The organism is Azospirillum sp. HJ39 (genome assembly GCF_041507355.1).
GTDB lineage: Bacteria > Pseudomonadota > Alphaproteobacteria > Azospirillales > Azospirillaceae > Azospirillum > Azospirillum thiophilum.
The window spans coordinates 60,309-83,993 of sequence record NZ_CP167905.1; the positions used below are offsets into that span (position 1 = coordinate 60,309).

The following is a 23,685-nucleotide window of genomic DNA, read 5'->3' on the forward strand; positions in this document are numbered from 1 at the left end:
ATGACCACGAGCGTACGGCTCGACCGCGACGGCCCGGTCGCCACCATCGTGCTGAACCGGCCCGAATCCCTCAATGCGATCAACATCGACATGGCGCTCTGCCTGCGGGACGTGACGGAGGCGCTGGCCGGCGACGCATCGGTCAAGGCGGTGGTCCTCCGTGGCGAGGGGCGCGCCTTCATGGGCGGCGGCGATCTGAAGGCGATTGCCGCCGCCATGGATGATCCCCGCGCGGTCATCGAAACGCTGATCGCCAACTTCCACGCCTGCGTGCGCACCCTCCATCGCATGCCGAAGCCGGTGCTGGCCTCCGTCCATGGCGCGGTGGCGGGAGGCGGTCTCTCGCTGGCCCTGGCTTGCGATCTTGTGGTGGCCGCCGCGAACAGCCGTTTCGTCACCGCCTACGGGCGGCTCGGCACGTCGCCCGACGGCGGTTGCACGCACGTCCTGTCGCGGGCGCTGGGCCAGAAGAAGGCGGCCGAGTTGCTCCTGTGTGGCGACGCCATCGACGCCGCGACGGCGGAGCGGCTTGGCCTTGTCAACTGGGTGGTCGCGAACGAGGACCTCGCCGGCCAGACCGGCCGGATCGCCGCCCGTCTGGCCGGAGGCGCGGCGGCGGCGGCCAGCGCCGTCAAGACGCTGTTGGCGCAGGCCCCGCTGCAGACGCTCGACAGCCAGTTGGACGCTGAAAGGGCGTTCTTCCTCCGCTGTGCGGAAACCGCCGATTTCGCTGAGGGGCTGAACGCCTTCATCGAGCAGCGTCCACCGCGCTTCGCCTGAGCGGACAGTCGAGCCGGGGCGGCAAGCTGACGGTGCCTGACGATCGAGGCTCTAAAATGCCAGGCGTGTATCCAGCATCAGGATATGCGCCCTGTCGGTCGGATCGGCCCCGCCGGATGCACCGCCGGACAGGGTCGAACGCACATAGTCATACTCCAGTCCGGCGGTCAGTCCAGGGGCCAGGGTCCAGGTGACGCCGCCCTGCCAGATGTCGGCTTTGGCCGGCGTGGTCATGGTCGCTGCGTCATTGCCGAGTGCCCGCATGTAGTTGGCGGCGAACAGCAGCGGTCCGCTGACATACTGGGCGCCGACGATCAGGTTCTGCTGGTCGCGCGACCGGGCGATGCCCTTGGCATAGCCGCTGTCGCCGCTGAAGGCATAGCTGACGCCGACCTTCGCCGGCCCATAGCCGACATTGGCGCCGACATGGATGGAACTCAAATCTTCGAAGGACTGGGCGAGGATGCCGTCGCTCTGCCGCACCGCCTTGCCGGTCTGATAGAAGGCGCTGGCCTCCACCGTGATGTCGCCGGCCGCGGTCTGGAATGCGGCGCCCGCCTCGACGATGTCGCGGAAGGCCAGGGCATCGCCCAGTGTATCGACCTTGCGGCGGTCGACCGAGCTGTTGGAGTCGCCGAGGCGGGGCGTGTAGGACACCGCCACCTGCAGCCCGCCGAAGCTCGGGCTGATGTAGATGAGCTTGCTTCCGGTGTCGTAGGACACCAGCGTCCGCAGGCTGGTCGCCGCCAGCGGCAGGGCCGCGAAGGTGGAGGAGCCATAGAGGAACAACAGGCCGTTGCTGTCCGGGCTGCCGGCGATGCCCTCGGTGTTGGGGCCGATGATCCCATATTCGTCCGACAGCCCGTTGATGACGCCGGCCTGCACCGTGCCGAAGGAGCCGTTGGCATAGATAAAGGCGCGGTCGTTCTCGACTGTCCGGCTCGATACGGACGGATCGCCGTTTCCGGCGACGAGACGCAGCCGGGCGCCGTAGGTCAGTCCGTTGTCGGCGGTGGCGGACGGGGTAACGGTCAGGCGCAGGCGGTTGGAGAACTCGGTCGACCGCAGGCCGCTGTCTTGCTTCTGGCTGACATAAGCGCCCTGGAAATAGGCGTCCCCGCCGATGGTCAGGTCGAACCCAGGCTCGGCAAGGGCCGGCGCTGCGTGTAGCGCGATGAAGGCGGTGCCGGTCAGGGCCGAGGTGCGAAGCAGGGGGAACAGGGGCGTCAGGCGCATGGGGGTGGTCATTCCGGAATTGGACAGCGGGAGAGCGGTGTGCGGCGGGGCGTGGGAACGGTCGGGCAACGGTGTCAGGCGGCTTGCGTGGCCGGGAACCAGCGCCGGCCGAAGGCGGTGAGGTTTTCGTCGGTGAGGCGGGCGAGGCAGAGGATCTCCACGCTGTCGGCCCAGCGCGGGTTCAGTCGCCGGAACTGGGCCACGGCGGGGCTGTCGAGCTTGGCGTCGCTGATGGCGCGGGCCTCATCCGTCAGGCCGTAGCCCTGCCACTTCCAGTCCACGGTGCCGGTCGAGGCGTCGTAATACTGGGCGAAGCATTCACGCCCGATATGGTCGCGCAACGCCCGCTCCATCTCGTCGGGTGCGAAATCCGCATTGGGCGTGTGGCGGATGAACAGCATCGGCATGTAGCGGTAGGACCGGTATCCGACCGCGCTGTAGCTCCAGTACCAGAGCCGTCCCGACCGTTCGGCGCGGGCGCGCGCGATCATTTCGGCGAGCATCGCGCGCACCAGCCCGTTGGATCCCCAGAAGCGGCGTTCGAGGATGCAATGGGCGGTGTGGAAGGCCCCGACCGGTGTGCCGCCGATGTCCGTCTCCTGGCGGTAGACGGTGGCGAAGCCAACCAGTTCGCCGGTATCGGGATCCTCCTGCAGGACGCAATGGTCGAGGCCGCCCAGTTCCCCGTTGAAGTACTCCTCGCCGTAGCCCTCGAACCAGACGCTGAGCAGGGCGAACATCGCCGCCCGCCGTTCGGGTGTCAGGGCGGCGGGTTCGACGATGCTGGTCCGCAGGGGACGATGGGACGCGCGCGGCGTCATGCCATCCCTCCGGACAGGTAGAGCGCCGCGCCCGCATCGCGGACATCGGCGCAAATGTCCTCGTAGTTGCAGGTGATCTCCTCACCGGCGGCGATGGCGCGGCGGGCGGCGAACACGCGCCAGTCGCCGGCGTCGGCCCGCCCGATCGCCGGTTCGTCCGCATGGTTGAGGAAACGGGCGTCGTCCCCCGGCAGAAGGATGCCGATCCCATCGATCACGCAGCCGTGGAAATCCACCAGCCGGGAAAGCTGGGGGAACTCGTCCAGCAGCGCGTCGCCGGGCGCGAAGAGGCGGTCGACGCGGGGGTCGAACCGCCACACAGGCGTGCCGGCCGCGACCGGCATCTCGGCGAAGAGGCCCAGCCCGTGGATCGGGCTGGATGCGAGGCGGGTGGGGATGAGGAGCGGCATGGCGTTCGCGGACCCGTCGGTGCGTCAGGCGGCGGCGTTGGCGGGAGCCAGCGACTCGTCGAACTCGAAGCTGGCGGCGTCGTCGACGAACTGCTCCTCGACGGTCGTGCGCGGCTGCTGCAGGCAGACGCCGATGTAGTCGGCAAAGCGCGGCGGCGGCGCGAAGCCTTCCGACAGCAGGCGGCTGTTGTCGAAGGCGATGTCCTGGGCGGTGAAGCGATGATACTTGCGCCCGCCGGCGGCCATCGTCCGGTGCAGGATGTCGCGCTGAGGGAAGGCGAGGCGATAGGCACGGTCGAACGGCTTCCACCCCTCCGGACCCTTCGGATCGAAGAAGCTGTAGGGGCGGGTGCCCTCATGTCCGTGGCTTGCGAAGGCTTCCTCGAAATCGACCCAGGTGGTCCGGCTGCCGAGGCCGGCGGAGATGTGGTAGAGGTTGTGCTTGAGGTCCGGCTTGCGCAGCAGGTCGTGGAGACGGGCCGACGCCCAGTCCACCGGCACGATGTCGATGAAGCCGTCGGGCGAGCAGGGCAGGATGCCGGTGCGGTCGACCAGGCGGAAGAACCAGAAGATGCTGGCACTGGGACGCACGCCCAGCTGGGTGTGGCCGACGACGATCGACGGGCGGCAGACGACGATGGGCAGGTCGGGGAAACCGGCGGCGAGAGCGCGCTCGGCCGCCGCCTTGCTGCGGGTGTATTCGACGATGTGCGGGGTGTCGTGGCCGGGGGCCGGTGCCTCGTGCACCATCTCCAGCCACGGCGTCTCGCCGCAGCAGAAGGCGGTGCCGATGTGCAGGAAGCGCTGGAGATGCTTCATCCGACGGGCGCGGGCGGCCAGCGCCAGCGTGCCGTCGACATTGATCTGCCAGACCGAATGGCGGCTGTCGAAGGAGGTGTCGGCGGCGACATGGACGATGTGGGTCACCGCGTCCAGCCGCGGGTCGGTGCTGGTCGCCAGCGATTGCAGATCGCCCGGCAGGATCTGGCACAGGCCGGCATAGGCCTCGGCGGTGGCGCGGTCGACGCAACGGGCGAGGTTGGTGGAGAGGCGGGCACGGCAGGCTGCCTCGTCGGCGCCGCGGATCAGCAGCAGGCAATCGGCCGCGGTCCCGTTCCTGACGGCGTCGAGGTAGAAGGAGCCGCCGAGGAAGCCTGTGCCGCCGGTGAGAAGGATCATGGTGTGCCTCTGTCTCGCGTCTGGATGATGGGGGGCAGGGGAAGAGAGTGGACCGGCCTCAGGGAGAGGCGGGGAGGAGATCGGGGGCAGGGATGCCGCCCGGGGGAACGGTGGTGGACAGCCGGCGGATGCCGCCGCGGTCGACCTGAAGCTGGACATCGGCCGCGTCGAAATAGGCGTCGTCGTGGGTCACCGCGATCACCGTGATGCCGCGCGCCTTCAGCCAGGGGATGATCTCGCGGTAGAACTTGCGCCGGAAATAGGGGGACTGGTCGGCCGCCCATTCGTCCAGCACCAGCACCGGCTTGCGCTCCAGCAGCGCGGCGATCAGGGCGAGCCGCTTCTTCTGGCCCTGCGACAGATCCACCGTGGTGAAGGCGCGGCCATCGACCGCGACCTTGTCGGACATCTCCAGCAGGTCGAGAAGCTCCTCGGCAAAGCCGTCGTCGAGCGTCGCCGCACCGTAGAGCTGGCGGGTCACGTGGTTGTCGGAGAAGACCACCGCGAAGCGGTCGCGGTGGGCGGCAAGGCCGTCCGGCCCGACCGTCACGCCATCGACCGACAGGCTGCCGCGCTGGATCGGGTAGAGGCCAAGCAGCATGTGGATCAGCGTGCTCTTGCCGGCGCCGTTGTGGCCGGTGATGAAGACGACGCTGCCGCGCTCGACCGTCAGGTCGATGGGCCCGACGGTGAAGGATCCCGAACCGTCGCGGCCGGCATGCCGGAAGGTGGCGCCGTCCAGCGCGATGGTGGCGAAGGAATCGTCCATGCCGGCGCTGCGGCCCGGAGTCACCGCCTGCGGCGCCGCCTTCAGCTCGGCCTCCACCGCGAGGTAGGAGCGGGCGGCGGTCTCGGCGCTGATGTAGGACGGGTAGGAGGCGACGATGGTGATGACCGGATAGGCGATGAAGGCCGCTGCATGGCCGGCGAGGATGACCGTCGCGATGTCGGTGTCGGTGACCGCCGGCAGCAGGAAGATGATCCCGGCGAGTGCCGCATAATAGGTCAGCTCGCTGACGGTGAAGTAATGGCTGTATTCCGCCCCGAAGCGGTGGCGTTCCTTGCGCAGGGCTTCGGCGCAGGCCGTCGCGTCGGCCAGCGCGTTGGCGGCGCGGCGGCGGTTCAGCTTGCATTCGCGCAGCGTCTGCAGGATGTGGTCCGATCGTTCCGACAGGGCGCCTTCGGCCTCGTGGATCGTCTCGGACATCGATTCCAGCCGGATGACGGACCGGCCGATCAGGACGCCGCCGACCACCAGGAAGCAGAGCACGATCAGGACCGCCGCGCCCGACAGGGTGGCGAGGTACAGCAGGCACAGCACGATCGCCGCGACCGACTGGAAGCTGATGACCAGGGTCGGCACCGCCTGGGCCAGCAGCTGCAGTTCCGGCCCCGCCACCTGGGCGAGCCGGGTGGAGCCGACCGCCATCGCGTCCGGCAGATCGGCGGCCACCGCCCGGCGCAGCAGGTCGACGCGCAGGACGGCAAGGGCAGCCTGCATGCGCTTGGACGCCGCGTTCATCATCCAGCCCTGGGCGATCCGCCACAGGAAGGCCGACAGCAGGAAGACGATCAGCAGCCGCTGCAGTCCCTCGGGATCGTCGAGCGCCAGCAGCGCGTCGTTCAGCGAGGTCAGCAGGGCGAGGTTGAGCGCGGCCGCCAGCACCGCCAGCAGCATCAGCGGCTGGATGTTGCGCAGCGCCTCACGTCTCAGGATACGCCAGAGATCCATCGCCGCCTCACTTCGACTGGATCATGTCGAGCAGCCGGGACGGCGACACCTTCGACAGGATGGGTGCCGAGGCCGCGGTCCTGGAGCCGTCCTTCGCCAGATCGGGCTTGGCGCCGGGGCCGGGGGCCGTCGGGTGCGGCGCGGCGGCGGAAGCCGGTTCGGTGCCGCCGGTGTTCAGGCTCGGCATTTGGCCGATGGGCGTCTGTCCAGGTGTTCCTTCGCCGCTGAGGGACGGCAACTGGGCAGCGGGCGGTACCGCCGCGCTGGTGGGCACCGAAGTCAGCTTGGCGTTCGGCGATGCGGGCAGCGCGCCCGGCGTGGCGGCGGTGGCGCCCGGTGCCGGCAGGGCGTTCTGGCCGGAGGCGGCGTCGAGGATCAGCGGAAGCCCGCCGCTGGCGGCGTTGCCGATCACGACGATCTTGGCATTGGGCGAATGGGCCAGTTCCAGCGTCGCCTCGATGCCGCGCCAGCGCAGGTAATTCTCGGTCAGGTTGGCCTGCACGGTTTCCTGGAAGGCGCGGATGCCCTGGCCTTCCAGCTGCTTGCGCTGGCTTTCGAACAGCTCGCGCTGCAGGCGGAACTGGTATTCCTGTGCCGCCTGGTCCTGCTGGATCTTGCGTTCGATCGACGCCATGATCGCTTCGGGCAGGGAGACGTTGCGGATCAGGATGTCCTGGATCAGCACGTAGCCGGTCTTGGTCCGCCCATCCGGCTTCGGCACGTTCTCGGCGCCGATCAGCTGGGCGTACATCACGCGGTCGGCGACCTGTTCGTAGGTTTCGGTCTGCACCCGCAGGCGGCGATGGGCATAGAGTTCGTCGGCCTTGAAGCGCGATACGATCTCGCGCGAGACGGAGCCGACCTCCGGTACCAGCAGCACCTCCAGATAGCGCGGACCGACATTCTTGTGCAGGGCGGCCAGCATCTCCGCATAGGGGCGGTAGCGCACCGTGATCTCGATGCTGACGTTCAGGCCGTCGTTGGCGATGGCCGAATAGGAGCGGGTGTCCTCCTGCAGGCGCAGGTCGTAGACCTCGATCTTGTCCCAGGGGAAGATGACATGCACGCCTTCCGGCAGGGCCGGCGCCATCTGGGTGCCTTGGTGGAAGCGCTTCCACAGCACGCCGCCGTGGCCGGCGGGGATGAAGACGACGATGGACGGGGCGAAATAGAGGAAGATCAGGATCCCGACCAGCAGCGTGCACAGCAGGCTCCGGCGGTGTTCGTCGTACCAGTGGGCCAGCAGCGCGCGCAGGCGCGACTTCGGCTTCGGCAGCGCATCGGCGTCGTCGATGGTGAAGGCCTGCTCAGCCATGTCACGCGGTCTCCTGCAAGCAAGCCATGGCGGGTTCCGTGGCGGAGTCCATCTCGGGGGCCATGGCCTCGGGGTGCATGGCGGGGCGGGGCGCGGCCGTCGCGGCCGACATGTCCATTCGCCCGTTGGTCATTCGAATGGTGATGTCGCAGACCGACGACACGTCGCCATCGTGCGACACGAAGATCACGGTGCGGCCGAGCGAGCGCAGCTTGCCGATGATCTCGTTGGTGAAGCGGGTGCGGAATTCGGCGTCCTGGTCGGAGGTCCATTCGTCGAGGATGACGACCGGCCGGCCCTCGGCCACCGCGACCGCCAGTGCGACGCGCCGGCGCTGCCCCTTGGACAGGTCGCGGTTCACCAGGCCGTCGCCGGTGTCCGGAACCAGATGGTCGATCTTCAGGTAGGCCAGCATCTCGCGGAACAGTTCGGCGTCGAAGCCGGGACCCTGCGGCAGGCGGGTGAACAGGTGGTGGTCCTGGAACACGGCGCAGAACAGGTCGCGGTAGGACTCCAGCCGGTCGGTCTCCACCGGCTGCCCATCCAACAGCACCTGCCCCTCGTCGGGCCGGAACAGCAGGGGGATGACGCGCAGCAGGGTGGATTTGCCGGATCCGTTGGAACCGACGATCCCGACGACGCTGCCGGCCGGGACGGTCATGTCGATCGGGCCGATCACGAAAGGCTCCGGACGCAGCCCGGCGCGGTAGGCGAAGCTGACGCCGCGCAGCTCGATGGTGGAGAAGCGGCGCGGGGCGCGGGCCAGCCGCGACGGCTCGTATTCCATCGCCGGCATGCTGCGGAGCAGCGTGGACAGCTGTGCCGCCGCATCCTCCGCCGCCACATAGTCGGGCACGGCGTTGAGGAACTTCGACAGCGGACGGGCCAGGAACAGGATGACCGACGTGACCAGCGGCAGCTCGGACACCGACATCGCGCCCATGCGGGGGAAGATGAAGACGAAGACCGCCGAGAAGCCGATGACGATCGTCGCGATCCAGGAGAACAGCTCTCCCAGATTGCGGCCGTGGCGGCGCTTCAGCTCCTCCCAGCGGGCGATGTCGGCTTCCACCGCCTGGGTCAGCTCGTCGCGCCGCGCCTTGCCCAGCTTGACCTCGGCATTGCCGCCGACCATCTCGGAGAAGCCCTGGAGCATCCGGACTTCGGACTCCTTGGCCTCGCCCAGCAGGGCGCGGGTCCGCTGCGCCTCGCGCACGTACCAGCCGCCGACCAGCAGTGCGGCGACCAGCAGCAGCGTGGCGCCCACCGTCGACAGCGTCCACAGGTAGAGATAGGCGACCGCGGCCACCAGCATCATGTTGGCGGCGATGGACAGGTTGGGCAGAAGTGCGGCGATGCGCTCCAGATGGTAGTTGCCGAGATCGAAGGACCGCTTGGCCTGCATATCCAGGATGTCGGCGTGGCTGCCCAGCGTCACGTGGCGCAGGAAGCGCCGCCGCACCTCCGCCAGCGCGCTGAAGGCGGTGGTCAGGGCCAGGGAAACGAAGCGCTTGCTGAAGGCATAGGCGACCAGCAGCGACAGGCAGAAGACCAGGAAGGGGGTGTCCAGCACCTCGCCGCGCATCCAGCCGCTCAGCTCCGCGCTGAGGCTCATCAGGCTGATCAGGTTGGCGGTGGCGGCGACGCAGCCGGTGACGACCAGCCGCGTCAGGATGCTGCGGTCGGCGAGGCCGATCAGCGGCAGCAGCGAAGACGGCGGCTGGCTGGGGGGAATGCGCTTGCTCATCGTCCGCTCACTCCGCCAGCCAGCCGTCGAGGATGCGGGTGATGGTCCCGTCGTCGCGCAGCCTGGCGAAGGCGGCCTGCAGGCGCTCGGCCTTCTCCTTGCGTGCCTTGGGCAGGGCGACGTAGCGGGGGATGAGGCCGACCGGCTTGGGCAATACGCGCACGTCCTTCAGCCGGCCGTCCTGCTTGGCCATGTAGTTCAGCACATGCAGGTCGCCGATGATCACATCGACCCGGCCCAGGATCAGGCGGCGGAAATTGACGACGTTGCTGCTGGAGGAGACCTTCTCCAGATAGGTGGCGGCATCGAAATCGGGCGCGTAGGAGAAGCCGTCGACCACACCGATGCGGTAGGAGGTCAGATCCTCCAGCCGGTCGAAGGCGATGGAGGAGTCCTTGCGCACCATGAACACCGTCGTGCCGGTGCGGAACGGCCCAATCATGTTGTACTGCGCGAAGCGCGTCGGCGAGGCGATGAACTGGAATCCGACATCGACCGTGTTCTCGTCCATCGACTGGACCACCTCCGACCAGGAGAGCGGCCGATGGACCGGGGTGACGTTCAGTTCCTTCAGCAGCGCGTTGACGATTTCGGTATCGATGCCGGTGCGGTTGCCGTTGAAGGAGTAGTTGTAGGGCGGGAAATGGTCTTCCGAAGCGATGGTCCAATATTCGGCTCGCGCCGGAAGGGAGACGGCCAGCAGCGCCGACACGGCCAGCAGCAACGGCCACGCGAACCGGCGGACGGTCGCGGAGGGAAAGGTCATGGTCATGACTGCGGTCACGCCTTGGCGGTCTTCTTGCTGCGGGTGGTCAGCAGGATCATGACGAGAAGGGCGCCGGGCGGTGTCAGGACCACCGCCAGGAAGGCGTAAAGCAGGAATCCGCCGCGGCGGCCGATCCCCAGAAACCCGACCAGCAGGCAGAGACCGATATAGATCAGCTCGAACACGGCGAAGCTTCCTTCTTTGCCCGGCGTCCCGTCAATCAGGCGTCAGCCGGCCTTCTGGACCGGCTGCTCGTCCATCTGCGGTGCCGCGGCGGGAGCATCGGCAGCGGCCTCGTTCTTGGCTGTCTCGAACTCCTTGCGGAAATATTCGCGCATCGCCTCGACGTCGAAGTCCAGCAGCGTGCCGCCGGTCTCGAAATGCTGGGCGAACACGCGGCCGAGCGCCCGGGTGGCGGCCAGCGACAGCGCCGGCATCACCGCCACGCCGAGGGCGGTGCCGATGAAGGGAACGGCCTTGACGGCGGAGCCCAGCACGCTGGAGCTGAGAGCCCCCGGCATGACGCCGCCCAACAGGGCGCCGACGATGGCGCGGGTCCGCTCCTGTGCGAACTCGACCTCGTACAGCTTGGCGAGCTTGTGGACCAGATTGAGCTGCGCCGCGCTGACCGCGGCGACGTCGACACCCGGAACGGGAATCAGCCCGAAGGCGCCCGAGGCGTAGCTGTGGTACTTGATCAGGTCGTGGGCGCGCTTCTTACGGTCTACCATGATCCGAAGCCTTTCTCGGGTCGGGAAGAGTTGTGTGGTGATGGAAGTTTTGGTGTTGAGCACACGTTCCCGTGTGTCCCGCAGTGTCAGACCAAGCTTTCTGGAGGAAAGCGAAGGTTGATTGTCAATTGCATTTCAGCGATTGACAAACGAATGGCGATTGCTGCCAGCCGCAGCTGTTTGGATCAGAGATTTTTGATTTAACCAGATGCCGAGTAAGGAATAACCACCTGCCTACACACGTGCAATAATCCTTAGTTACGGCATTTTTGATTAAAAACGAATTAAGCGCCTATCAGGGTAATCATGATTTTTGTAGGTAGTTGGATTGTTTTGTTGCGATGTGTGACGAATTTCGTCATCTGCATTTCTCCCTGCGCGATGCTTTCTCTAGTTTTGAGGGAAACGAAAAGGCAGATCGAACGCCTGTGCCGGAAAGAAGGGCCGTGAGCCGGCGCCCACCGATGCCGTCATGAACAGGACCGTATCGCGCACCGGCTCGCCGCCGATGGTCTGCGTGGGCAGCGCGATGCGCAAGAGCGTGCCGCCCCCGGCGGAAGCGGCCGGCGCCGACCGGCTACTCATCAGGCGCAGCAGGGCCCAGGGGCCGCGTTCCACCAGGGTCAACGTATCGCCGGCGGCGGCTTCGGCCTCGCTTGCCGCGGCGTTTTTCGGGCGATAGGGCGAGCCGGCGGCCCAGCGGAAGCTGAGCAGCAGGGGCTGGCCCGTCTTCCAGACCAGCGCTGCCGGGTTGGAGGAGGCGCCGACCGCACCGGTGCCGGAGCGGATCGACCAGTCGATGATGTGTTCCGCTCCCTGCTCCTGTGCGCGGTTGGTGCCGTAGGTGAAGCGGACGCTTACCGGCGTCGAGCGGACGACGGCGTCCAGCAACGGCCTTGCGGCTTCCATCCTTTCCAGGAAGGCGGCGAGTTCGGGCGTTGCCGTCTTCGTGACCGCGGCCCGGTTCTCGTCCAGCTGTGCGAAGAAGCGGCGGACGTCCTGCGGGTCGGCATCGGGCGCACCGCGCGCAAGATTGGGGCGGACGAAGGGAAAGCGGCCGGCCAGCGACTGCGAAAAGATCGCGGCCAGCTTCGTCACCGCCGGTTCCGTTTCCCCCATCGACGGCACGGCGGCCGGCACCGGCGCCGCCGAAAGCCGGACCGGCGGAAGAGGTTCATCCGGCACCGGCGCCGGGCCGGCCGCGGCCATCCGCCTGGGCGCGGCGACGGCCGCAGGTTCGGGAGGCGGGGCGGGACGCGGTTCGGCAACCGGCGCTGTCCCGCTGCCCTCCACCGGCTTCGCTTCGGGAGCAGCGGGTTTGGCCGTTGCCGCCTGAATCGGGGGTGGCGGCGCCTTCGCCGTGTCGTTGCCGGGTTTTGCCACGGCGGCCGGGGGTAGGCCCTCTGGGGCCGGAGCGGGGAGAGCATCGGCCATCTTCCCCGGGAGTGCGGCCACCGTCGGGTTCAAGGTCGGCGCTCCTCCGTCGCCGCTTGCGAGCAGGCGTCCCACCTGCGGCGCCTCGAGCGCCAGGACGGCGGCACGGGCCGAGGTGGCGGCGGCCGACAGCGCCTCGGCGATGCGGTCGGTGGTGTCGCGTCCGGGCAGGTCGGCGATTGCCGCCTTCTGGAGTGCCAGCTTGACGGCATCCGGCAGCCCGCGCGACGGATCCTGCAGTGCGGCGGCGATCGGCCAGCCAGCGGCCTCGGTGACCGCGTCGACGAGCCGGCGGATATCCGCGACATCGTCCCCGGTCGGAGATTGCGGCAGCTCACGCAACCTGTCGGTCAAGGCCTGCGCCCGCAGGCGCAGGGGATTGCGGACGTAGAGCTCCTCGGCCAGCGGGGCGGCGAGCTGCACGGACTCCGCCCGCACCGCCGCGGCGATCGTCCTGGCATCCAGGTTGGGAAGGTCGGCACCGGCGGCGATGCGGGTGATGAAGCCGTCCGTCGCCGTCGCCGGCGGACGGGGAACGGCGCCATGGACGCTCTCCGCCAGCGCCAGCAGCTCGTCGAACCCGCTGTTGTGGCGGAAGCGGTCGTAGCGCTCCAGCGCGCCGCGCCGGCCGCCGATGCGGTCCAGCTGTGCGGCCAGCCGGCGGAAGGCCGGCAGGTCCTCGACGCGCCGGGGATTGGTGACCGGCGGCAGGTCGGTCAGGGCGGCGCTGGGCAGCAGAGCGTCACGGATCGGCCGCAGCACCGCCCGGCGCAGGGTGACCGAGGCGAGACGCCGCTTGTCCTCGTCGAGCCCGCTGAAGAGCGAGGTCGGCAGCAGCGGAGTGGCCAGCCGGTCGTGCTCCATGGCGGCCGTCGCGGCGATCACACGGCCTGCCATGGGTCCGTCGGCGACGGCGTCGCGCGATAGCAGCGCCCGCCGCAGGTCGGCGACCGAGGCCGCCACCGCGGGGGTGCCGGCCGATACGGTGGCGAAGCCCTGCCACGCCGCGACCGACAGGGCAGTCGCGGACGCCGCCAGCGTGGCCTGCGCCATCCGGAGGCGGCGGCGGCCCTGCAGGAACGCGGTTTCGGACGGGCGGCCATAGCCCGGCTCGGAGAAAATGCGGCCGGGAAGCAGGTCGCGGGCGAAGGCCGGGCGGCGCCCGCCGGTGGTTGTCGCGCAGGCCCCGGTCAGGGCGATGCCGCGCAGCGGGAAGGGGTCTGCCGACCCGGTCCCGCCCAGCGCGCCGTTGAGGAAGAGCGCAAGCGGGTGCCGCAGCGTTTCCAGCGACGGGGCAAGCAGCGGCAGCCGCACGCCTGCGGTTCCGGCGGCGAGGGCGTCGGTTTCCAGCGATGCCAGGTCCGATTGGATGGCGTCGAACGCTTCGTCCACCCGGCCGGGTTCGAAGGGCAGCAGCCAGTCATGCGGGCTGGTCCATCCCAGCACGCTGTCCAGCATGGTCGCGGGAACCGCGGCGCAGAGGTCGCCGAAGCCCTCCAGGGACTCCGCCCGCACCACGACGACGTGCACGGGGCAGACCATGCCGAGATCGTCGCGGATCGTCCGCAGCCGCGCGCGCAGGGACTCCGCCCGCTTTGCCAGCGCCTTGCGTGGAGCCTCACGCTCTGCCGCGGCACGCAGCTCGTCGGCGCCGACCATCAGGAGGATGCCGTCCAGCGGTCGGCGCATCGGCCGTTTGCGGATGGCCGCCACCAGGGACGGCCAGGAGCCGTCGAGCTTGGAACCGTCGGCGGAATCGGCGCCGGCATGCAGGATCGCCGCCCCTTCGCAGAACCACCAGCAGCCGTTCTCGGTGCTGCCGTCCTCGGGCCAGCTGACATGGGTCGGGTCGGTGGCGAGCAGCGCCGGGGCGCCGACACCGAAGGCGAGGAACCAGGGAATGTCGCCGCGCCGCAGGGGGCCGCGCATCTGCCGGGCGAGGATGTCCATTCCTTCGCCGTAGGTGCGCGCCAGCGGCGGCTTGCCGGCGTCGGCATTTGACGGCGGCGGAGCCTCCGCCCTCACATGCAGGGGCGAGGACGGCATGGCCCGTCGCGCCGTTGCCTTGGCGCGGACCGCGGCCTTGGGGACGGGTTTGCGTCGACGGCGCAGCCGGGCGCGCAGCTTTGGCCAGACCGCCCGTGCCGCGCGGTAGAGGATGTAGAGCGGCAGAGCCGCCAGCGCGTAGGGCAGGAAGGCGAAGACGAAGGACAGGATCCAGCCGATGGCCGAGCCGATGGTCGAGAGCAGGAATTCCAGCGCGAGGATCAGTAGGACCATGACAGCCCCATATCCTCGACCGCGGCACGGGCGCCGCGCAGATCGCGTTGGAGATCGTTCACCGCGGCGGACCACAGCAGATGGGAGACCAGCAGGAACAGGGCGGCCGTGCCGCCGACCGCCCACCACCAGCGCCGGCTGGACGGACGGAAGCTGCCGGCTATGGCACCCGCGGGCGGATCATAGGCGCGGGGGCTGGCGAGGCCGGCTTGCGGACGTTCGGTTCCGCCATCCCTGCCGGCAACGATCCGATGAAGCTGCGGCCGTCTGGCCGCCGCCTGCGAGTCGTCGGGGAAGCCCAGCGCCAGTGCGGAGAGATAGACGGCGGCAAGCTCGCGGTCGGCCTTGGCACCCTGGCGGATCAGGTCGTCGGCCTGGACGAAAAGAGTCTGCAGCGTGGCGTTCGCACCGAACAGCCGGCCGGCGACGACTGCATCCGCGGGCTTCGTCTGGGCCAGCGCCCGGTCGGCCAGCATCGCCATCGCGAAGACCGCCTTCACCACCGTGCCATGCGCCGCGGGTCCTCGGGCCGATGCGGCGGCGCTCATGCCATGGAGCGTGGAGACCAGCCGCTCGGCCACCGACCCGGCGGGCGCCTGCTCCTGCGCGCAGCCGGCCAGCAGATCGGCATGGAAGGCGCGGAACAGGGCCAGCGCACCGGGAGCGGCGCTGTGCGTCACGGAGGAAAGGATGGGAGCGGCGGGAGCCGGACCGGGCGAAGGGGCGGGCCGGACGGTCACGGCGCGATCTCCTTCGGCAGTGGCGTTACGGTGAAGCCGTCGCGTTCCAGCCGTACGTCCAGGGCGGCGGTGCCGTCCAGCAGGTGCCGGTGGGCGCCCGGCGTGCCGTAGCGTGCGAAGATGACGGTCGCGGACGGGGGGGCGTCGACGGGGGGAAGGCTGCGCACGGCCACGCTCTGGCCGGCCACGATCTCCCATGACGCGATGGCGATCCGTCCGGCGGCTTCGCCATGCAGGGCCGCCCGCTCGCGGAACCATGTCGCGGCGTCCAGCATGCCGATCCGGCGCGCCGTCGCCGCGTCGGCCACCCGGACCACGTCGACGGCGACCGGGCGGCGGCGGTTGGCATCGGCATCGGCCACGATGCGAAGCATGGGGATGGAGGCATCGACCGTTGGCCGGTCGGGTCCGCCCGCGGCACAGCCGGCAAGCAGCAGGGCAATCGCTGGAACCAGATGCTTCATGGTCAGCCGCCCGTCCCACCGGAGCAGACATATCCAGCCGGCGTGTGACGGTACCATTTGCCCGCCGCTTCGACACAGGGCGCCAGGACACGCTCGTTCCGTTGCGGCACGGCCGGCTCCGCCTCCGTTGCTGGCATTGCGGCCGGTACAGCGGCTGGCGCTGCACCGTCCGCTTCCCCGGCGGATGCCGGCCGGTTGGTGAGGGCGAAGGACTCCTCGTCATCCTCCACGATCATCACGTAGCGGGTGCGCTTGGACGGATAGCGGATGCCGACGTCGTACTCGCCGTCGGCCACCCGTTCCAGGATCGCGGCGGGCTTCTCGGACCCGAAGGGTGCGCAGCCCGATCCGGCCAGCAGGGCCGGCAGCAGCACCGTCGCGACAAGGCAGGGACGGAAGGGGCGTGTCATTGGATTGCTCCTGCTCATGCCGGGATGGCCGCTTGCGGGCCGGAGACGGTGGCGGTCACGGCTGTCACGGCGGCACCCGCCTCCATCAGGTCGGGCGGTGTCGGGTCGATGCCGGCGTCCGCCAGCGTCCGATAGACGGACCGCCAGACCAGTTCCGGCACGGCGAAGGTGGCGTCGTGGTCCTTGACCCAGAAGAACAGGTTGTACTTGCACAGCCACTGGCCGTTGACGGCGCGGAAGCCGTCGTAGCGGACGAAGGGCAGCCCGCCGGTGGCGCTCGGCATCACCTTGTCGGCGGTGCGCAAGGCCGTGGTCAGCAGCCCGCCCATCCGGCCGGGGTCGTGGCTGGCGTCGGCGAAATACTCCAGCTTCATCGACACGCGCTCGACCGCGCTGAAATTGACCACGGTGGCCTCCGACACCTTGGCATTGGGCATGGCGACGATGAAGCCGGCGACGTTGCGCACCCGCACCGTCCGCCATGTCATGTCGACCACGACCCCGCGGACGATGTCGGTGATCTGGATGGTGTCGCCGATCTGGAACGGCCGTTCGATGTTGAGGACGATGCCGGAGAAGACGTTGGCGATGTTCGCCTGGATGGCGAGGCCTATGACCATGCCGACGAGGCCCGACGCAGCCAGCAGGCTGGTGATCGGCTGCTTCAGCACGAAGGCGATGATGCCGCAGCCGGCGAAGCCGAAGACGATCAGGGTTGAGAAGCGGCGGACGATGGCGGGGATCCGGCGCTGGGTGCGGATCTCCAGCGGCGTCCAGACGAACCGTTCCAGCGTGCGGTCCAGCAGGATGGCCGGCACGATCCACCACAGCACGGCGATGCCGTTCACCATCATGGCGATGCCGCTGGGCGGCAGCGTCGCCACCGCCTGGTCGAGCGCGATGTTGCCGGCCGACATCAGCAGAAGCGGCCAGGACAGGATCCGCATGAACAGGGTCTGGATTTTCCAGAACTGTCCGCGGTCGCGCCGATCCATGGCGGCGGCGAAGACCGCCAGCACGGCGCTGAAGATGGCGATGTAGACGAAGAAGTCGCGATGGATGAAGTCGCGCGCCGCAGGCGCGTCGGGCGTCGCCACCACGCCGAAATCGACGCGGGAGAAGTCCGGCTGCGGCCGGCCGAAGCCGACGTAATTGGGATCGCCCTCGCTGCTCACCGTGGCGACGTCCTGGGAAATCCAGGCGCGCGACAGCCGCCAGCCGGGCGACGGGGCCAGCACCCGCCTGGCGCGCAACTGGTCGAGCAGGGTGGAGCCTTCGCTTTCGCCCTCCAGCGCCTGGCGGAAGCGGTCGGCGAGGCTGAGGTCGGCGGCCGACGCGCTCTCCGCCGCCGCCATCGTCTTCAGCTTCTCCACGAAGTCGTTGGTGTTCACCAGCGACATGCCCAGCACGTCGGTGACGAACATCACCGTGTTCCGGTTCTGCGTCCGGTGGCGGAAGCTGACCCCGACGCTGTGGCTGCCGTAGGGCGGCCGCTGGTCGGAGAAGTTCAGCGAGAAGCGCCCTTCGATGCGGTAGGCGACATAGGTGGTGACCTCGCCGCGCTCCTCGCGGTAGGGCTTGCCGAGCTCCACCGGCTTGACCGCGTTGGTGAAGACGACGTCGGCCGGGTTGAAGGCGCCGCGGTAGCGGAACCAGATGGTCAGGTTCAGCGTCGCCTCGTTGGCATCCGGATTGAGGTCGCGGATCTCGTGCAGCTGGACGCCGGTGTAGATGACGTCCGTCTTGTACATGAAACGGTCGTTGACGTAGAGCGCGCGGCCGCGCTGCACCTCCTCCAGGAAATTGGAGACGCCGGCCTCGCGGATCGGCTGCAGCTGGGTCAGCGCCGCCACCGGGTTGAGGCCGTTGTAGGTCGCCATCATCACCGGCAGGGTCGCCTGTCCGCGGCCGTCGAAGGTCCAGGTGCCGACGGTTCCCTGGAACGCCGTCTCCGCGCGGTCATGCCCGGCGATGGCGAGGCGGAGCCCGTCCCCGTCCGGCTTGCCGCTGGCGGGTGCGGCACCGGCGATGGCGTCGGCGACCAGATCGACGCCGTCGGCGCCCAGCGCCGCCGCCCAGTCGGGCACGGCGTTGAAGCGCTTGACATATTGGCCGTAGAAACGCTGCGCCCGCTCGTTCGCCGTATCGAACAGGACGGGCGAGGAGACCAGCAGGCCATGGCCGTAGGCCTCGGGCGTCAGGGCCTTGGGATTGGCCTGCGTCTGGGTGACGATCTCGGTGCGGAAGGCGGCGGTCGCCATTTCCGAGCTGCCGGCGATCAGGTTGCGCACTCCGGCGTCGCGCAAAGCCACCACCACCCGCGCGCTGTCCACCGCCGATCCGATGACGACGATGGCGCCGGTCGGCATCTTCTCCTTCACCGCCTGGGCAAGCGCCGGCAATGCGCCGGCCCCGCCGCGTCCGGGCGCGTAGGTCCATTGGCTGACCAGCCTGGTGCCGAAGCGCTGGAGGATGCCGTCGAACTGCCCGGCCAGGGAGGCTGCCTGCTCGCTGTCCTCGCGGATGACGGCGACCGTCGGCTCGCCCACCACGTTTCGCACATAGTTGGCGAGGAAGCGGATCTCGTGCGTGCGGTCGAGCGTGATGCTGAACAGCCACGGGCTGGGTGCGGCGTCCGCCGCACGGACCAGCGGGCGCGGGGCGACCAGCGGGATCTTCTTCTGGGCATAAATGGCTGCCGCGCTGTCCGTGGCATCCGGAGTGTGGCCGATCACCGCGATGACCGAGGGATCGTTGGCGACGCGCCGGGCGATCTCCAGTGACTTGCCCTTGTCGCCCTCATCGTCGAACGGCTTGACCTCCACCGGCCGTCCGCCGATGCCGCCGGCCGCGTTGATGGTGTCGGCCCGGAGCGCGGCACCCTTGCGCAGCGCCAGTCCCAGCGCCGAGTCCGGGCCGCTGAGCGGGCCCACCACGGCAAGCGTCAGCGGCTCGCCGGCGCGCTCGCCGAGGAAGCCGGCGCGCACCAACAGGGACACCAGCACGGTGACCAGCATCGCCGCCGCCAGGATCAGGGCGAAGCGCGCCTTCTTGGTCATGTGCGACCAGCGCAGCGGCGGCCGGGAACGGGGCTGGAGCGAACTCAGCATCGGGTGAACCTCGGGAGAGGGAGAAGTCCTGTCGTCGCCACCATTCTCACCGCTCCTGCATCGCATGCTGGAGGCCGTTGAGGACCGGCGAGAAGACGTAGTCGAGGATCGTGCGCCGCCCGGTCAGGATGCTGCAGGTCACCCGCACGCCGGGGAACAGCTCGTAGGTCTTGCCGCCGTAATCGAAACGGGTCACGGGCAGCTCGACGCGGACCTTGTAGTAGGACTGCTTGTTGGCATCGAGCAGCGTGTCGGGGCTGATCGTCCGCACCCGCCCCTCGATATGGCCGAAGCGCGAGGCGTCGCTGCCGGCCAGCGTCACCACCACCGGCTGGTCGGCGCGGACATAGCCGATGTCCTGCACCGGCAGGCGGGCGTCCACCACCAGATTGCCGTCGCGCGGCACCAGTTCCACCACGGTTTCGCCGGCCTTGACGACGGCGCCCTTGGTGGAGACGGCCAGCGTCTTGACGATCCCGTCCATCGGAGCCCGCAGGCTGGAGCGGTCCAGGCTGTCCTGGTAGCGGGTCAGCCGTTGGGAAAGCTCATCGTGGTTGCGCCGCGCCTCGTCCAGCGCATTGCGGCTTTCCTCCTCGTACTTGCGGCCGATCCACACCAGCTTGCTGCGGGATTCCGCCAGCGCCGCCTCGGCCTGGGCCAGGGTGGCGCGGTCCTCGGCGATGGCGCTGGTGATCCGGGCATCGTCGCGCAGAAGCTCCAGATGCTTCATGCGGTTGGTGATCTCGCGCTTCAGCAGGCTTTCGCTGATCGAAAGCTGTTCGCGGATCAGGCCCTGCGCCACCTGCGAGCCGGCGATGCGGGCGCGGACGGCGGCCATCTGCTGCTCGCGCTGGATGTTGTCCTGGCGCTGGATGTCGAGGTCGGAGGCCAGCCGGTCGCGCCGGGCGCGGAACAGGTCGCGGGTCTGCGCCACCAGGTCGGGCCGTTCGCGGGTCAGGCGGTCGGGGAAGTCGATGGTCTCGCGGCGGGCCACCTCCGCGTCGAGCCGGGCGATGTCGGCGGACAGCGAGCCGAGGCGCAGCCGCAGTTCCTCCAGGTCGGCGCGGGTCTTGGTCTGGTCCAGCTCGACCAGCGCCTGTCCGGCCTTCACGGACTCGCCCTCCTGCACCAGGATGTCGCGGACGATGCCGCCTTCGAAATGCTGGACGGATTGGTTGTAGGCGAGCGGAACCACGTCGCCGGGCGCGCTGCTGGAGATGTTCAGCTCCGCGACGGACGCCCAGCCCAGCGCCGCGAGGAAGGCGGCTATGCCGACAGCGAACAGACCGTCGCCGAACCGGCTGTCGGCCTCCTGTCCGGGCTGCGGCGGCAGGGGTGGGGGCACGGGAGCCGCCGGCGCCGGGGTCGCCGCAACGCCCAGCGGCAGGGGAAGGGTCGGGCCGGCGGACGGCCTGCGGGTCAGCATGGGGAAGGGCTTCATGACGCCACCAGCCCGCCCGCGTCACGGCTCACCGCCGTGCCCTGCGGTTGATCGAGGTCGAGCACCAGCGAGGCGCCCTGGAGGATGCGCGGATCGTGCGAGGCGATGACCACGGTGTGGCCCGTGCGCGCCAGTTCGATCAGCGTGCGGTAGACGACGGCGGTGCCTTCGGCGTCCAGACCGTCGGTCGGCTCGTCCAGCAGGACCAGGCGTCCACCCACCGCGAGCGCGCGGGCGAGCGCCAGCCGGCGGCGGTGTCCGACCGGCAGTTCCTGGCCGAAGTTGCGCAGCGGCGTGTCGAGCCCCTGGGCGCAGTCTGCCACCGCGCGGTCGGCGCCGGCCCGGTGCAGCACGGCATGCAGTTCCGTTTCCGACAGGCGCGGATTGGCGAGCAGCAGGTTCTCGCGGATGGTCCGATTGAGGAAGATGGGCTCCTGCGGCAGGAAGCCGATCTGCTGGCGCCACCAGGCCGGGGCGAATTTGCGGATGTCGACGCCGTCGGCCAGCACCGCCCCCTCCTGCGGGTCGGCCAGCCCGGCGATCAGGCGGATCAGCGTCGACTTGCCGGACCCGTTCCGTCCCTTCAGCACCAGGATGTTGCCGGCGGGAGCCGACAGGCTCAGACGGCGCAGCAGCGGCGTGACGGCGCCGGCCGGCGTGTAGGTCAGGTCGCGCAGTTCCAGCGTCCCGCCATAGCGGGGCAGGCTGGTGCCGGTCTGCGGCTCCACCGCCGTGCGGGCGAACTGTTCCAGCCGGGTCTGCGCCTGCCGCGCCATCGCCAGCGATTCCCCGATCTGCGCCAGCCGGGTGAAGGGCGCCAGCGCCCGTCCGACCAGCAGGTTGACGCCGATCAGCGAGCCGACATCCAGCTCGCCGCGCACCACCAGCACCGCCCCGACGGCGATGACGGCGACGCCCTGCAGCGCCTGGAGGCTCTGCGCCGCCGACTGGGCGCGGCCCTGGCGCATCGACATGCGTTCGCGCAAGCTCCGGAGCGTCTTCGCCGCGCGCTGCCAGTCGCCCAGCAGAGGCTTCGCACCGCCGAACAGCGCCACCGCGTCGCGGCCGACCATGGCCGACGTGACCAGGCCCTGGGCGTCCGCGCCGGCCTGGGCCAGATCGCGGCCGACCGAGCGCATGTCGGCCTGGGCCAGCAGGCCGGCGGCGATCGACAGCAAGGTGAACGCCATGCAGATCGCCGCCAGCGGCCAGGACACCAGCGCCACCACCAGGATGAACCCCAGGGCGAAGGGCAGGTCGAACAGCGTCGCCAGATTGGCGGAGCCCAGCGCGGCGTCGATCTGCTCGGGCGCGCGCACCGCCTCGCGCCGGGCGGCGTCGCCTTCCGCAGAGCCGGCACCGCTGCGCGCGGTCATCAGGATGCCGAAGGCGCCGGTGGACAGCCGCTCGTGCTCGGCACGGCCGATTCGGCCGGCGATGCCCAGCCGGACATGGCGGAACAGATGCTCGAAGGCGATGGACAGCACGACGCCGACGGTCAGCGCCGCGAGCGTGGAATCGACGCCGTGCGTCACATACCGGTTCAGCACCAGCATGGTGTAGAAGGACGAGGCGAGGCCCAGCAGGTTCGCCGCCAGCGACGCCGCGAAGACGCGGGCCGTCAGCCGCAGGTTGGAGCGCAGCCGCAGGAGCAGCAGTCCGATGGCGCCGCCGGTCATTGCTGGTCTCCCGTTCCGCGCCTGCGCTTGCCGTCGCGCGGGTTCGGGGGGGCGGGTTCCTGCTTGCCCGGCCCGTCGAACATGCCGCGCCCCATCGCCGACAGCTTCGGCATCGGCTTGGTCTGGATGTCGGCGGCGCTCAGCCTGCCCATGGCCGCCAGCAGCCGGTATCCGGCAAGCACCAGTTCGGTCTCGGCGGCGGCGGCGTCGCTGCGGGCGTTGATCAGCGTCGTCTCGCCGGTCAGGATGTCGATGAGGGAGCGGGACCCCAGCTCGCGCTCCGCCCGCGCCACGTCGAGGAAGCCGGCGGCCAGGCTCGCCTGATCGTTCAGCAGCCTCACCTGCGACCGGGCGCTTTCCAGCCGGTTCCAGCTGTTGCGGACCGTCTCCAGCACCGTGCGCTCCTGATCGGCCCAGGTGGCGTCGGCGGCGCGCAGGTCGGTCTCGGCGAGGCGGACGCTGTTGATCGCGGTCAGGCCGGTGTTGAGGGAAAAGGTGACCTGCAGCTTGAACAGCAGCTCGTCCTGCCGTCCGGGCTGGCCGGCGACGTCCCGTTTCATGTTGCGCTCGACATAGCCCTCCACCCGGGGATAGAGGCTGCGGCCGCGCACCGAGGCCACCGCCTCCTGCGCCGCCGCGGTCGTCAGCGCCAGTTCCTGCAGGCGCGGGTTGTGGCGGCGCGCCTCCTCCACCGCCGCATCCATCGACGGGGGCAGGGCGGCCTTGGTCATCGCCAGCACCTCCGCGCCGTCCAGCCGGAAGGGCACATGGCCGAAATAGGCCTGGAAACGGTTCAGCGTTGTCTGCATCGCCTCTTCCGCCGCGACCCGGCGGGCCTGCGCGCCGGCAAGCTGGCTCTTGGCCTGCAGGACATCGGTGGAGAAGCCGTAGCCTTCCTGAAGGCGCACTTCCTCAAGGCCCGTCTGGCGGCGGATGTTGTCTTCCGACTGGCGGGCGAAGGCGAGCAGCCGATGGGCGCGCACGAGGCTGGCATAGGCGCCGAGCCCTTCCACCAGCAGCTCCTGGCGGGTGCGTTCCACCGCGATGTCGGCGCGGACGACGGAAACCTGCGACCGCCGGATATCGGCATTGGTGGCGTCGAAATCCCAGATCAACTGCGTCGCGCGCACGGTCAGCTGGCTGGCGTTCAGGTCGGTGTTGGGCAAGCCCGCCGGCTTTCTGGTCGATTCCCGTCCGCCGTTCGCCGACAGGCTGAGTGTCGGATACCAGCCGCCATGGCTGATGCGCAACGCGTTGCGGGCGGACTCGGCCACCGCTTCCGCCGCCTTCAACCTGTCATGCGAGTCCGTCGCCTTGCCGATCAGGGAAACCACGTCCTCGCGTGACGACGCAAGCACAGGTTGCGCATCCCAGGCAAGAAGCGGAAGCAGAGCCGCAGCAAAGAGGAAA

At 69.5% G+C, this 23,685-nt stretch carries 19 protein-coding genes; 1 reads left to right on the forward strand and 18 read right to left on the reverse strand.

The window, feature by feature from the left end; translation table 11 throughout:
* A complete protein-coding gene (locus tag ABMY26_RS01170; RefSeq protein ID WP_372394645.1) occupies nucleotides 1-780 on the forward strand; it encodes an enoyl-CoA hydratase/isomerase family protein in 780 nt (259 codons plus the stop codon).
* 51 nt (nucleotides 781-831) lie between these two features.
* Here the strand turns inward: ABMY26_RS01170 and ABMY26_RS01175 are convergent, their stop codons facing one another.
* From ABMY26_RS01175 to ABMY26_RS01260, 18 genes are all read right to left on the reverse strand, one after another.
* Complete coding sequence (locus ABMY26_RS01175) at nucleotides 832-2,016, reverse strand: porin (RefSeq protein WP_372394646.1); 1,185 nt, start codon at nucleotides 2,014-2,016, stop codon at nucleotides 832-834.
* A 74-nt stretch (nucleotides 2,017-2,090) separates the two neighbouring features.
* Nucleotides 2,091-2,837 (reverse strand): hypothetical protein, encoded by a 747-nt coding sequence (locus ABMY26_RS01180; RefSeq protein WP_372394647.1) that lies wholly within the window; start codon nucleotides 2,835-2,837, stop codon nucleotides 2,091-2,093.
* Nucleotides 2,834-3,247: an SET domain-containing protein gene (locus ABMY26_RS01185; protein WP_372394648.1), complete on the reverse strand. Its 414-nt coding sequence runs from the start codon at nucleotides 3,245-3,247 to the stop codon at nucleotides 2,834-2,836. Before ABMY26_RS01185 ends, ABMY26_RS01180 begins: the two co-directional genes overlap by 4 nt.
* Nucleotides 3,248-3,271: 24 nt before the next feature.
* Complete coding sequence (locus ABMY26_RS01190) at nucleotides 3,272-4,426, reverse strand: SDR family oxidoreductase (protein WP_372394649.1); 1,155 nt, start codon at nucleotides 4,424-4,426, stop codon at nucleotides 3,272-3,274.
* 58 nt (nucleotides 4,427-4,484) lie between these two features.
* Nucleotides 4,485-6,158, reverse strand: a complete 1,674-nt coding sequence (locus ABMY26_RS01195) for an ATP-binding cassette domain-containing protein (RefSeq protein WP_372394650.1) — start codon at nucleotides 6,156-6,158, stop codon at nucleotides 4,485-4,487.
* Nucleotides 6,159-6,165: 7 nt separating this feature from the next.
* Entirely contained in the window at nucleotides 6,166-7,473 is a 1,308-nt protein-coding gene (locus ABMY26_RS01200; protein ID WP_372394651.1) for an SPFH domain-containing protein, read from the reverse strand.
* A gap of 1 nt (nucleotide 7,474) precedes the next feature.
* Entirely contained in the window at nucleotides 7,475-9,220 is a 1,746-nt protein-coding gene (locus ABMY26_RS01205) for an ATP-binding cassette domain-containing protein (protein ID WP_372394652.1), read from the reverse strand.
* 7 nt (nucleotides 9,221-9,227) lie between these two features.
* On the reverse strand, nucleotides 9,228-10,004 hold the full coding sequence (locus ABMY26_RS01210; protein WP_372394653.1) for a substrate-binding periplasmic protein: 777 nt from the start codon (nucleotides 10,002-10,004) through the stop codon (nucleotides 9,228-9,230).
* Nucleotides 10,001-10,171, reverse strand: a complete 171-nt coding sequence (locus ABMY26_RS01215) for a hypothetical protein (RefSeq protein WP_372394654.1) — start codon at nucleotides 10,169-10,171, stop codon at nucleotides 10,001-10,003. The genes ABMY26_RS01210 and ABMY26_RS01215 overlap by 4 nt, the downstream gene beginning before the upstream one ends.
* 42 nt (nucleotides 10,172-10,213) lie before the next feature.
* Complete coding sequence (locus ABMY26_RS01220; RefSeq protein WP_372394655.1) at nucleotides 10,214-10,717, reverse strand: YcjF family protein; 504 nt, start codon at nucleotides 10,715-10,717, stop codon at nucleotides 10,214-10,216.
* Between the two features lie 390 nt (nucleotides 10,718-11,107).
* A complete protein-coding gene (locus ABMY26_RS01225) occupies nucleotides 11,108-14,431 on the reverse strand; it encodes a type VI secretion protein IcmF/TssM N-terminal domain-containing protein (RefSeq protein WP_372394656.1) in 3,324 nt (1,107 codons plus the stop codon).
* Complete coding sequence (locus tag ABMY26_RS01230) at nucleotides 14,419-15,171, reverse strand: DotU family type IV/VI secretion system protein (RefSeq protein ID WP_372394657.1); 753 nt, start codon at nucleotides 15,169-15,171, stop codon at nucleotides 14,419-14,421. The genes ABMY26_RS01225 and ABMY26_RS01230 overlap by 13 nt, the downstream gene beginning before the upstream one ends.
* Nucleotides 15,168-15,635: a hypothetical protein gene (locus ABMY26_RS01235; RefSeq protein ID WP_372394658.1), complete on the reverse strand. Its 468-nt coding sequence runs from the start codon at nucleotides 15,633-15,635 to the stop codon at nucleotides 15,168-15,170. The genes ABMY26_RS01230 and ABMY26_RS01235 overlap by 4 nt, the downstream gene beginning before the upstream one ends.
* 2 nt (nucleotides 15,636-15,637) lie before the next feature.
* Entirely contained in the window at nucleotides 15,638-16,045 is a 408-nt protein-coding gene (locus ABMY26_RS01240) for a hypothetical protein (protein ID WP_372394659.1), read from the reverse strand.
* Between the two features lie 14 nt (nucleotides 16,046-16,059).
* Complete coding sequence (locus ABMY26_RS01245) at nucleotides 16,060-19,155, reverse strand: ABC transporter substrate-binding protein (protein WP_372394660.1); 3,096 nt, start codon at nucleotides 19,153-19,155, stop codon at nucleotides 16,060-16,062.
* Nucleotides 19,156-19,201: 46 nt separating this feature from the next.
* Complete coding sequence (locus ABMY26_RS01250) at nucleotides 19,202-20,596, reverse strand: HlyD family type I secretion periplasmic adaptor subunit (protein ID WP_372394661.1); 1,395 nt, start codon at nucleotides 20,594-20,596, stop codon at nucleotides 19,202-19,204.
* Nucleotides 20,593-22,275, reverse strand: a complete 1,683-nt coding sequence (locus ABMY26_RS01255; RefSeq protein WP_372394662.1) for an ATP-binding cassette domain-containing protein — start codon at nucleotides 22,273-22,275, stop codon at nucleotides 20,593-20,595. Before ABMY26_RS01255 ends, ABMY26_RS01250 begins: the two co-directional genes overlap by 4 nt.
* Nucleotides 22,272-23,633 (reverse strand): TolC family protein, encoded by a 1,362-nt coding sequence (locus ABMY26_RS01260; protein ID WP_372394663.1) that lies wholly within the window; start codon nucleotides 23,631-23,633, stop codon nucleotides 22,272-22,274. Before ABMY26_RS01260 ends, ABMY26_RS01255 begins: the two co-directional genes overlap by 4 nt.
* Nucleotides 23,634-23,685 lie beyond the last annotated feature (52 nt).

What these genes read in the sequence shown, in the direction of transcription:
- ABMY26_RS01170 (WP_372394645.1), top strand. Translation starts at nt 1, where the DNA reads ATGACCACGAGCGTACGGCTCGACCGCGACGGCCCGGTCGCCACCATC.
- ABMY26_RS01175 (WP_372394646.1), bottom strand. Translation starts at nt 2,016, where the DNA reads ATGCGCCTGACGCCCCTGTTCCCCCTGCTTCGCACCTCGGCCCTGACC.
- ABMY26_RS01180 (WP_372394647.1), bottom strand. Translation starts at nt 2,837, where the DNA reads ATGACGCCGCGCGCGTCCCATCGTCCCCTGCGGACCAGCATCGTCGAA.
- ABMY26_RS01185 (WP_372394648.1), bottom strand. Translation starts at nt 3,247, where the DNA reads ATGCCGCTCCTCATCCCCACCCGCCTCGCATCCAGCCCGATCCACGGG.
- ABMY26_RS01190 (WP_372394649.1), bottom strand. Translation starts at nt 4,426, where the DNA reads ATGATCCTTCTCACCGGCGGCACAGGCTTCCTCGGCGGCTCCTTCTAC.
- ABMY26_RS01195 (WP_372394650.1), bottom strand. Translation starts at nt 6,158, where the DNA reads ATGGATCTCTGGCGTATCCTGAGACGTGAGGCGCTGCGCAACATCCAG.
- ABMY26_RS01200 (WP_372394651.1), bottom strand. Translation starts at nt 7,473, where the DNA reads ATGGCTGAGCAGGCCTTCACCATCGACGACGCCGATGCGCTGCCGAAG.
- ABMY26_RS01205 (WP_372394652.1), bottom strand. Translation starts at nt 9,220, where the DNA reads ATGAGCAAGCGCATTCCCCCCAGCCAGCCGCCGTCTTCGCTGCTGCCG.
- ABMY26_RS01220 (WP_372394655.1), bottom strand. Translation starts at nt 10,717, where the DNA reads ATGGTAGACCGTAAGAAGCGCGCCCACGACCTGATCAAGTACCACAGC.
- ABMY26_RS01225 (WP_372394656.1), bottom strand. Translation starts at nt 14,431, where the DNA reads ATGGTCCTACTGATCCTCGCGCTGGAATTCCTGCTCTCGACCATCGGC.
- ABMY26_RS01235 (WP_372394658.1), bottom strand. Translation starts at nt 15,635, where the DNA reads ATGAAGCATCTGGTTCCAGCGATTGCCCTGCTGCTTGCCGGCTGTGCC.
- ABMY26_RS01240 (WP_372394659.1), bottom strand. Translation starts at nt 16,045, where the DNA reads ATGACACGCCCCTTCCGTCCCTGCCTTGTCGCGACGGTGCTGCTGCCG.
- ABMY26_RS01245 (WP_372394660.1), bottom strand. Translation starts at nt 19,155, where the DNA reads ATGCTGAGTTCGCTCCAGCCCCGTTCCCGGCCGCCGCTGCGCTGGTCG.
- ABMY26_RS01250 (WP_372394661.1), bottom strand. Translation starts at nt 20,596, where the DNA reads ATGAAGCCCTTCCCCATGCTGACCCGCAGGCCGTCCGCCGGCCCGACC.
- ABMY26_RS01255 (WP_372394662.1), bottom strand. Translation starts at nt 22,275, where the DNA reads ATGACCGGCGGCGCCATCGGACTGCTGCTCCTGCGGCTGCGCTCCAAC.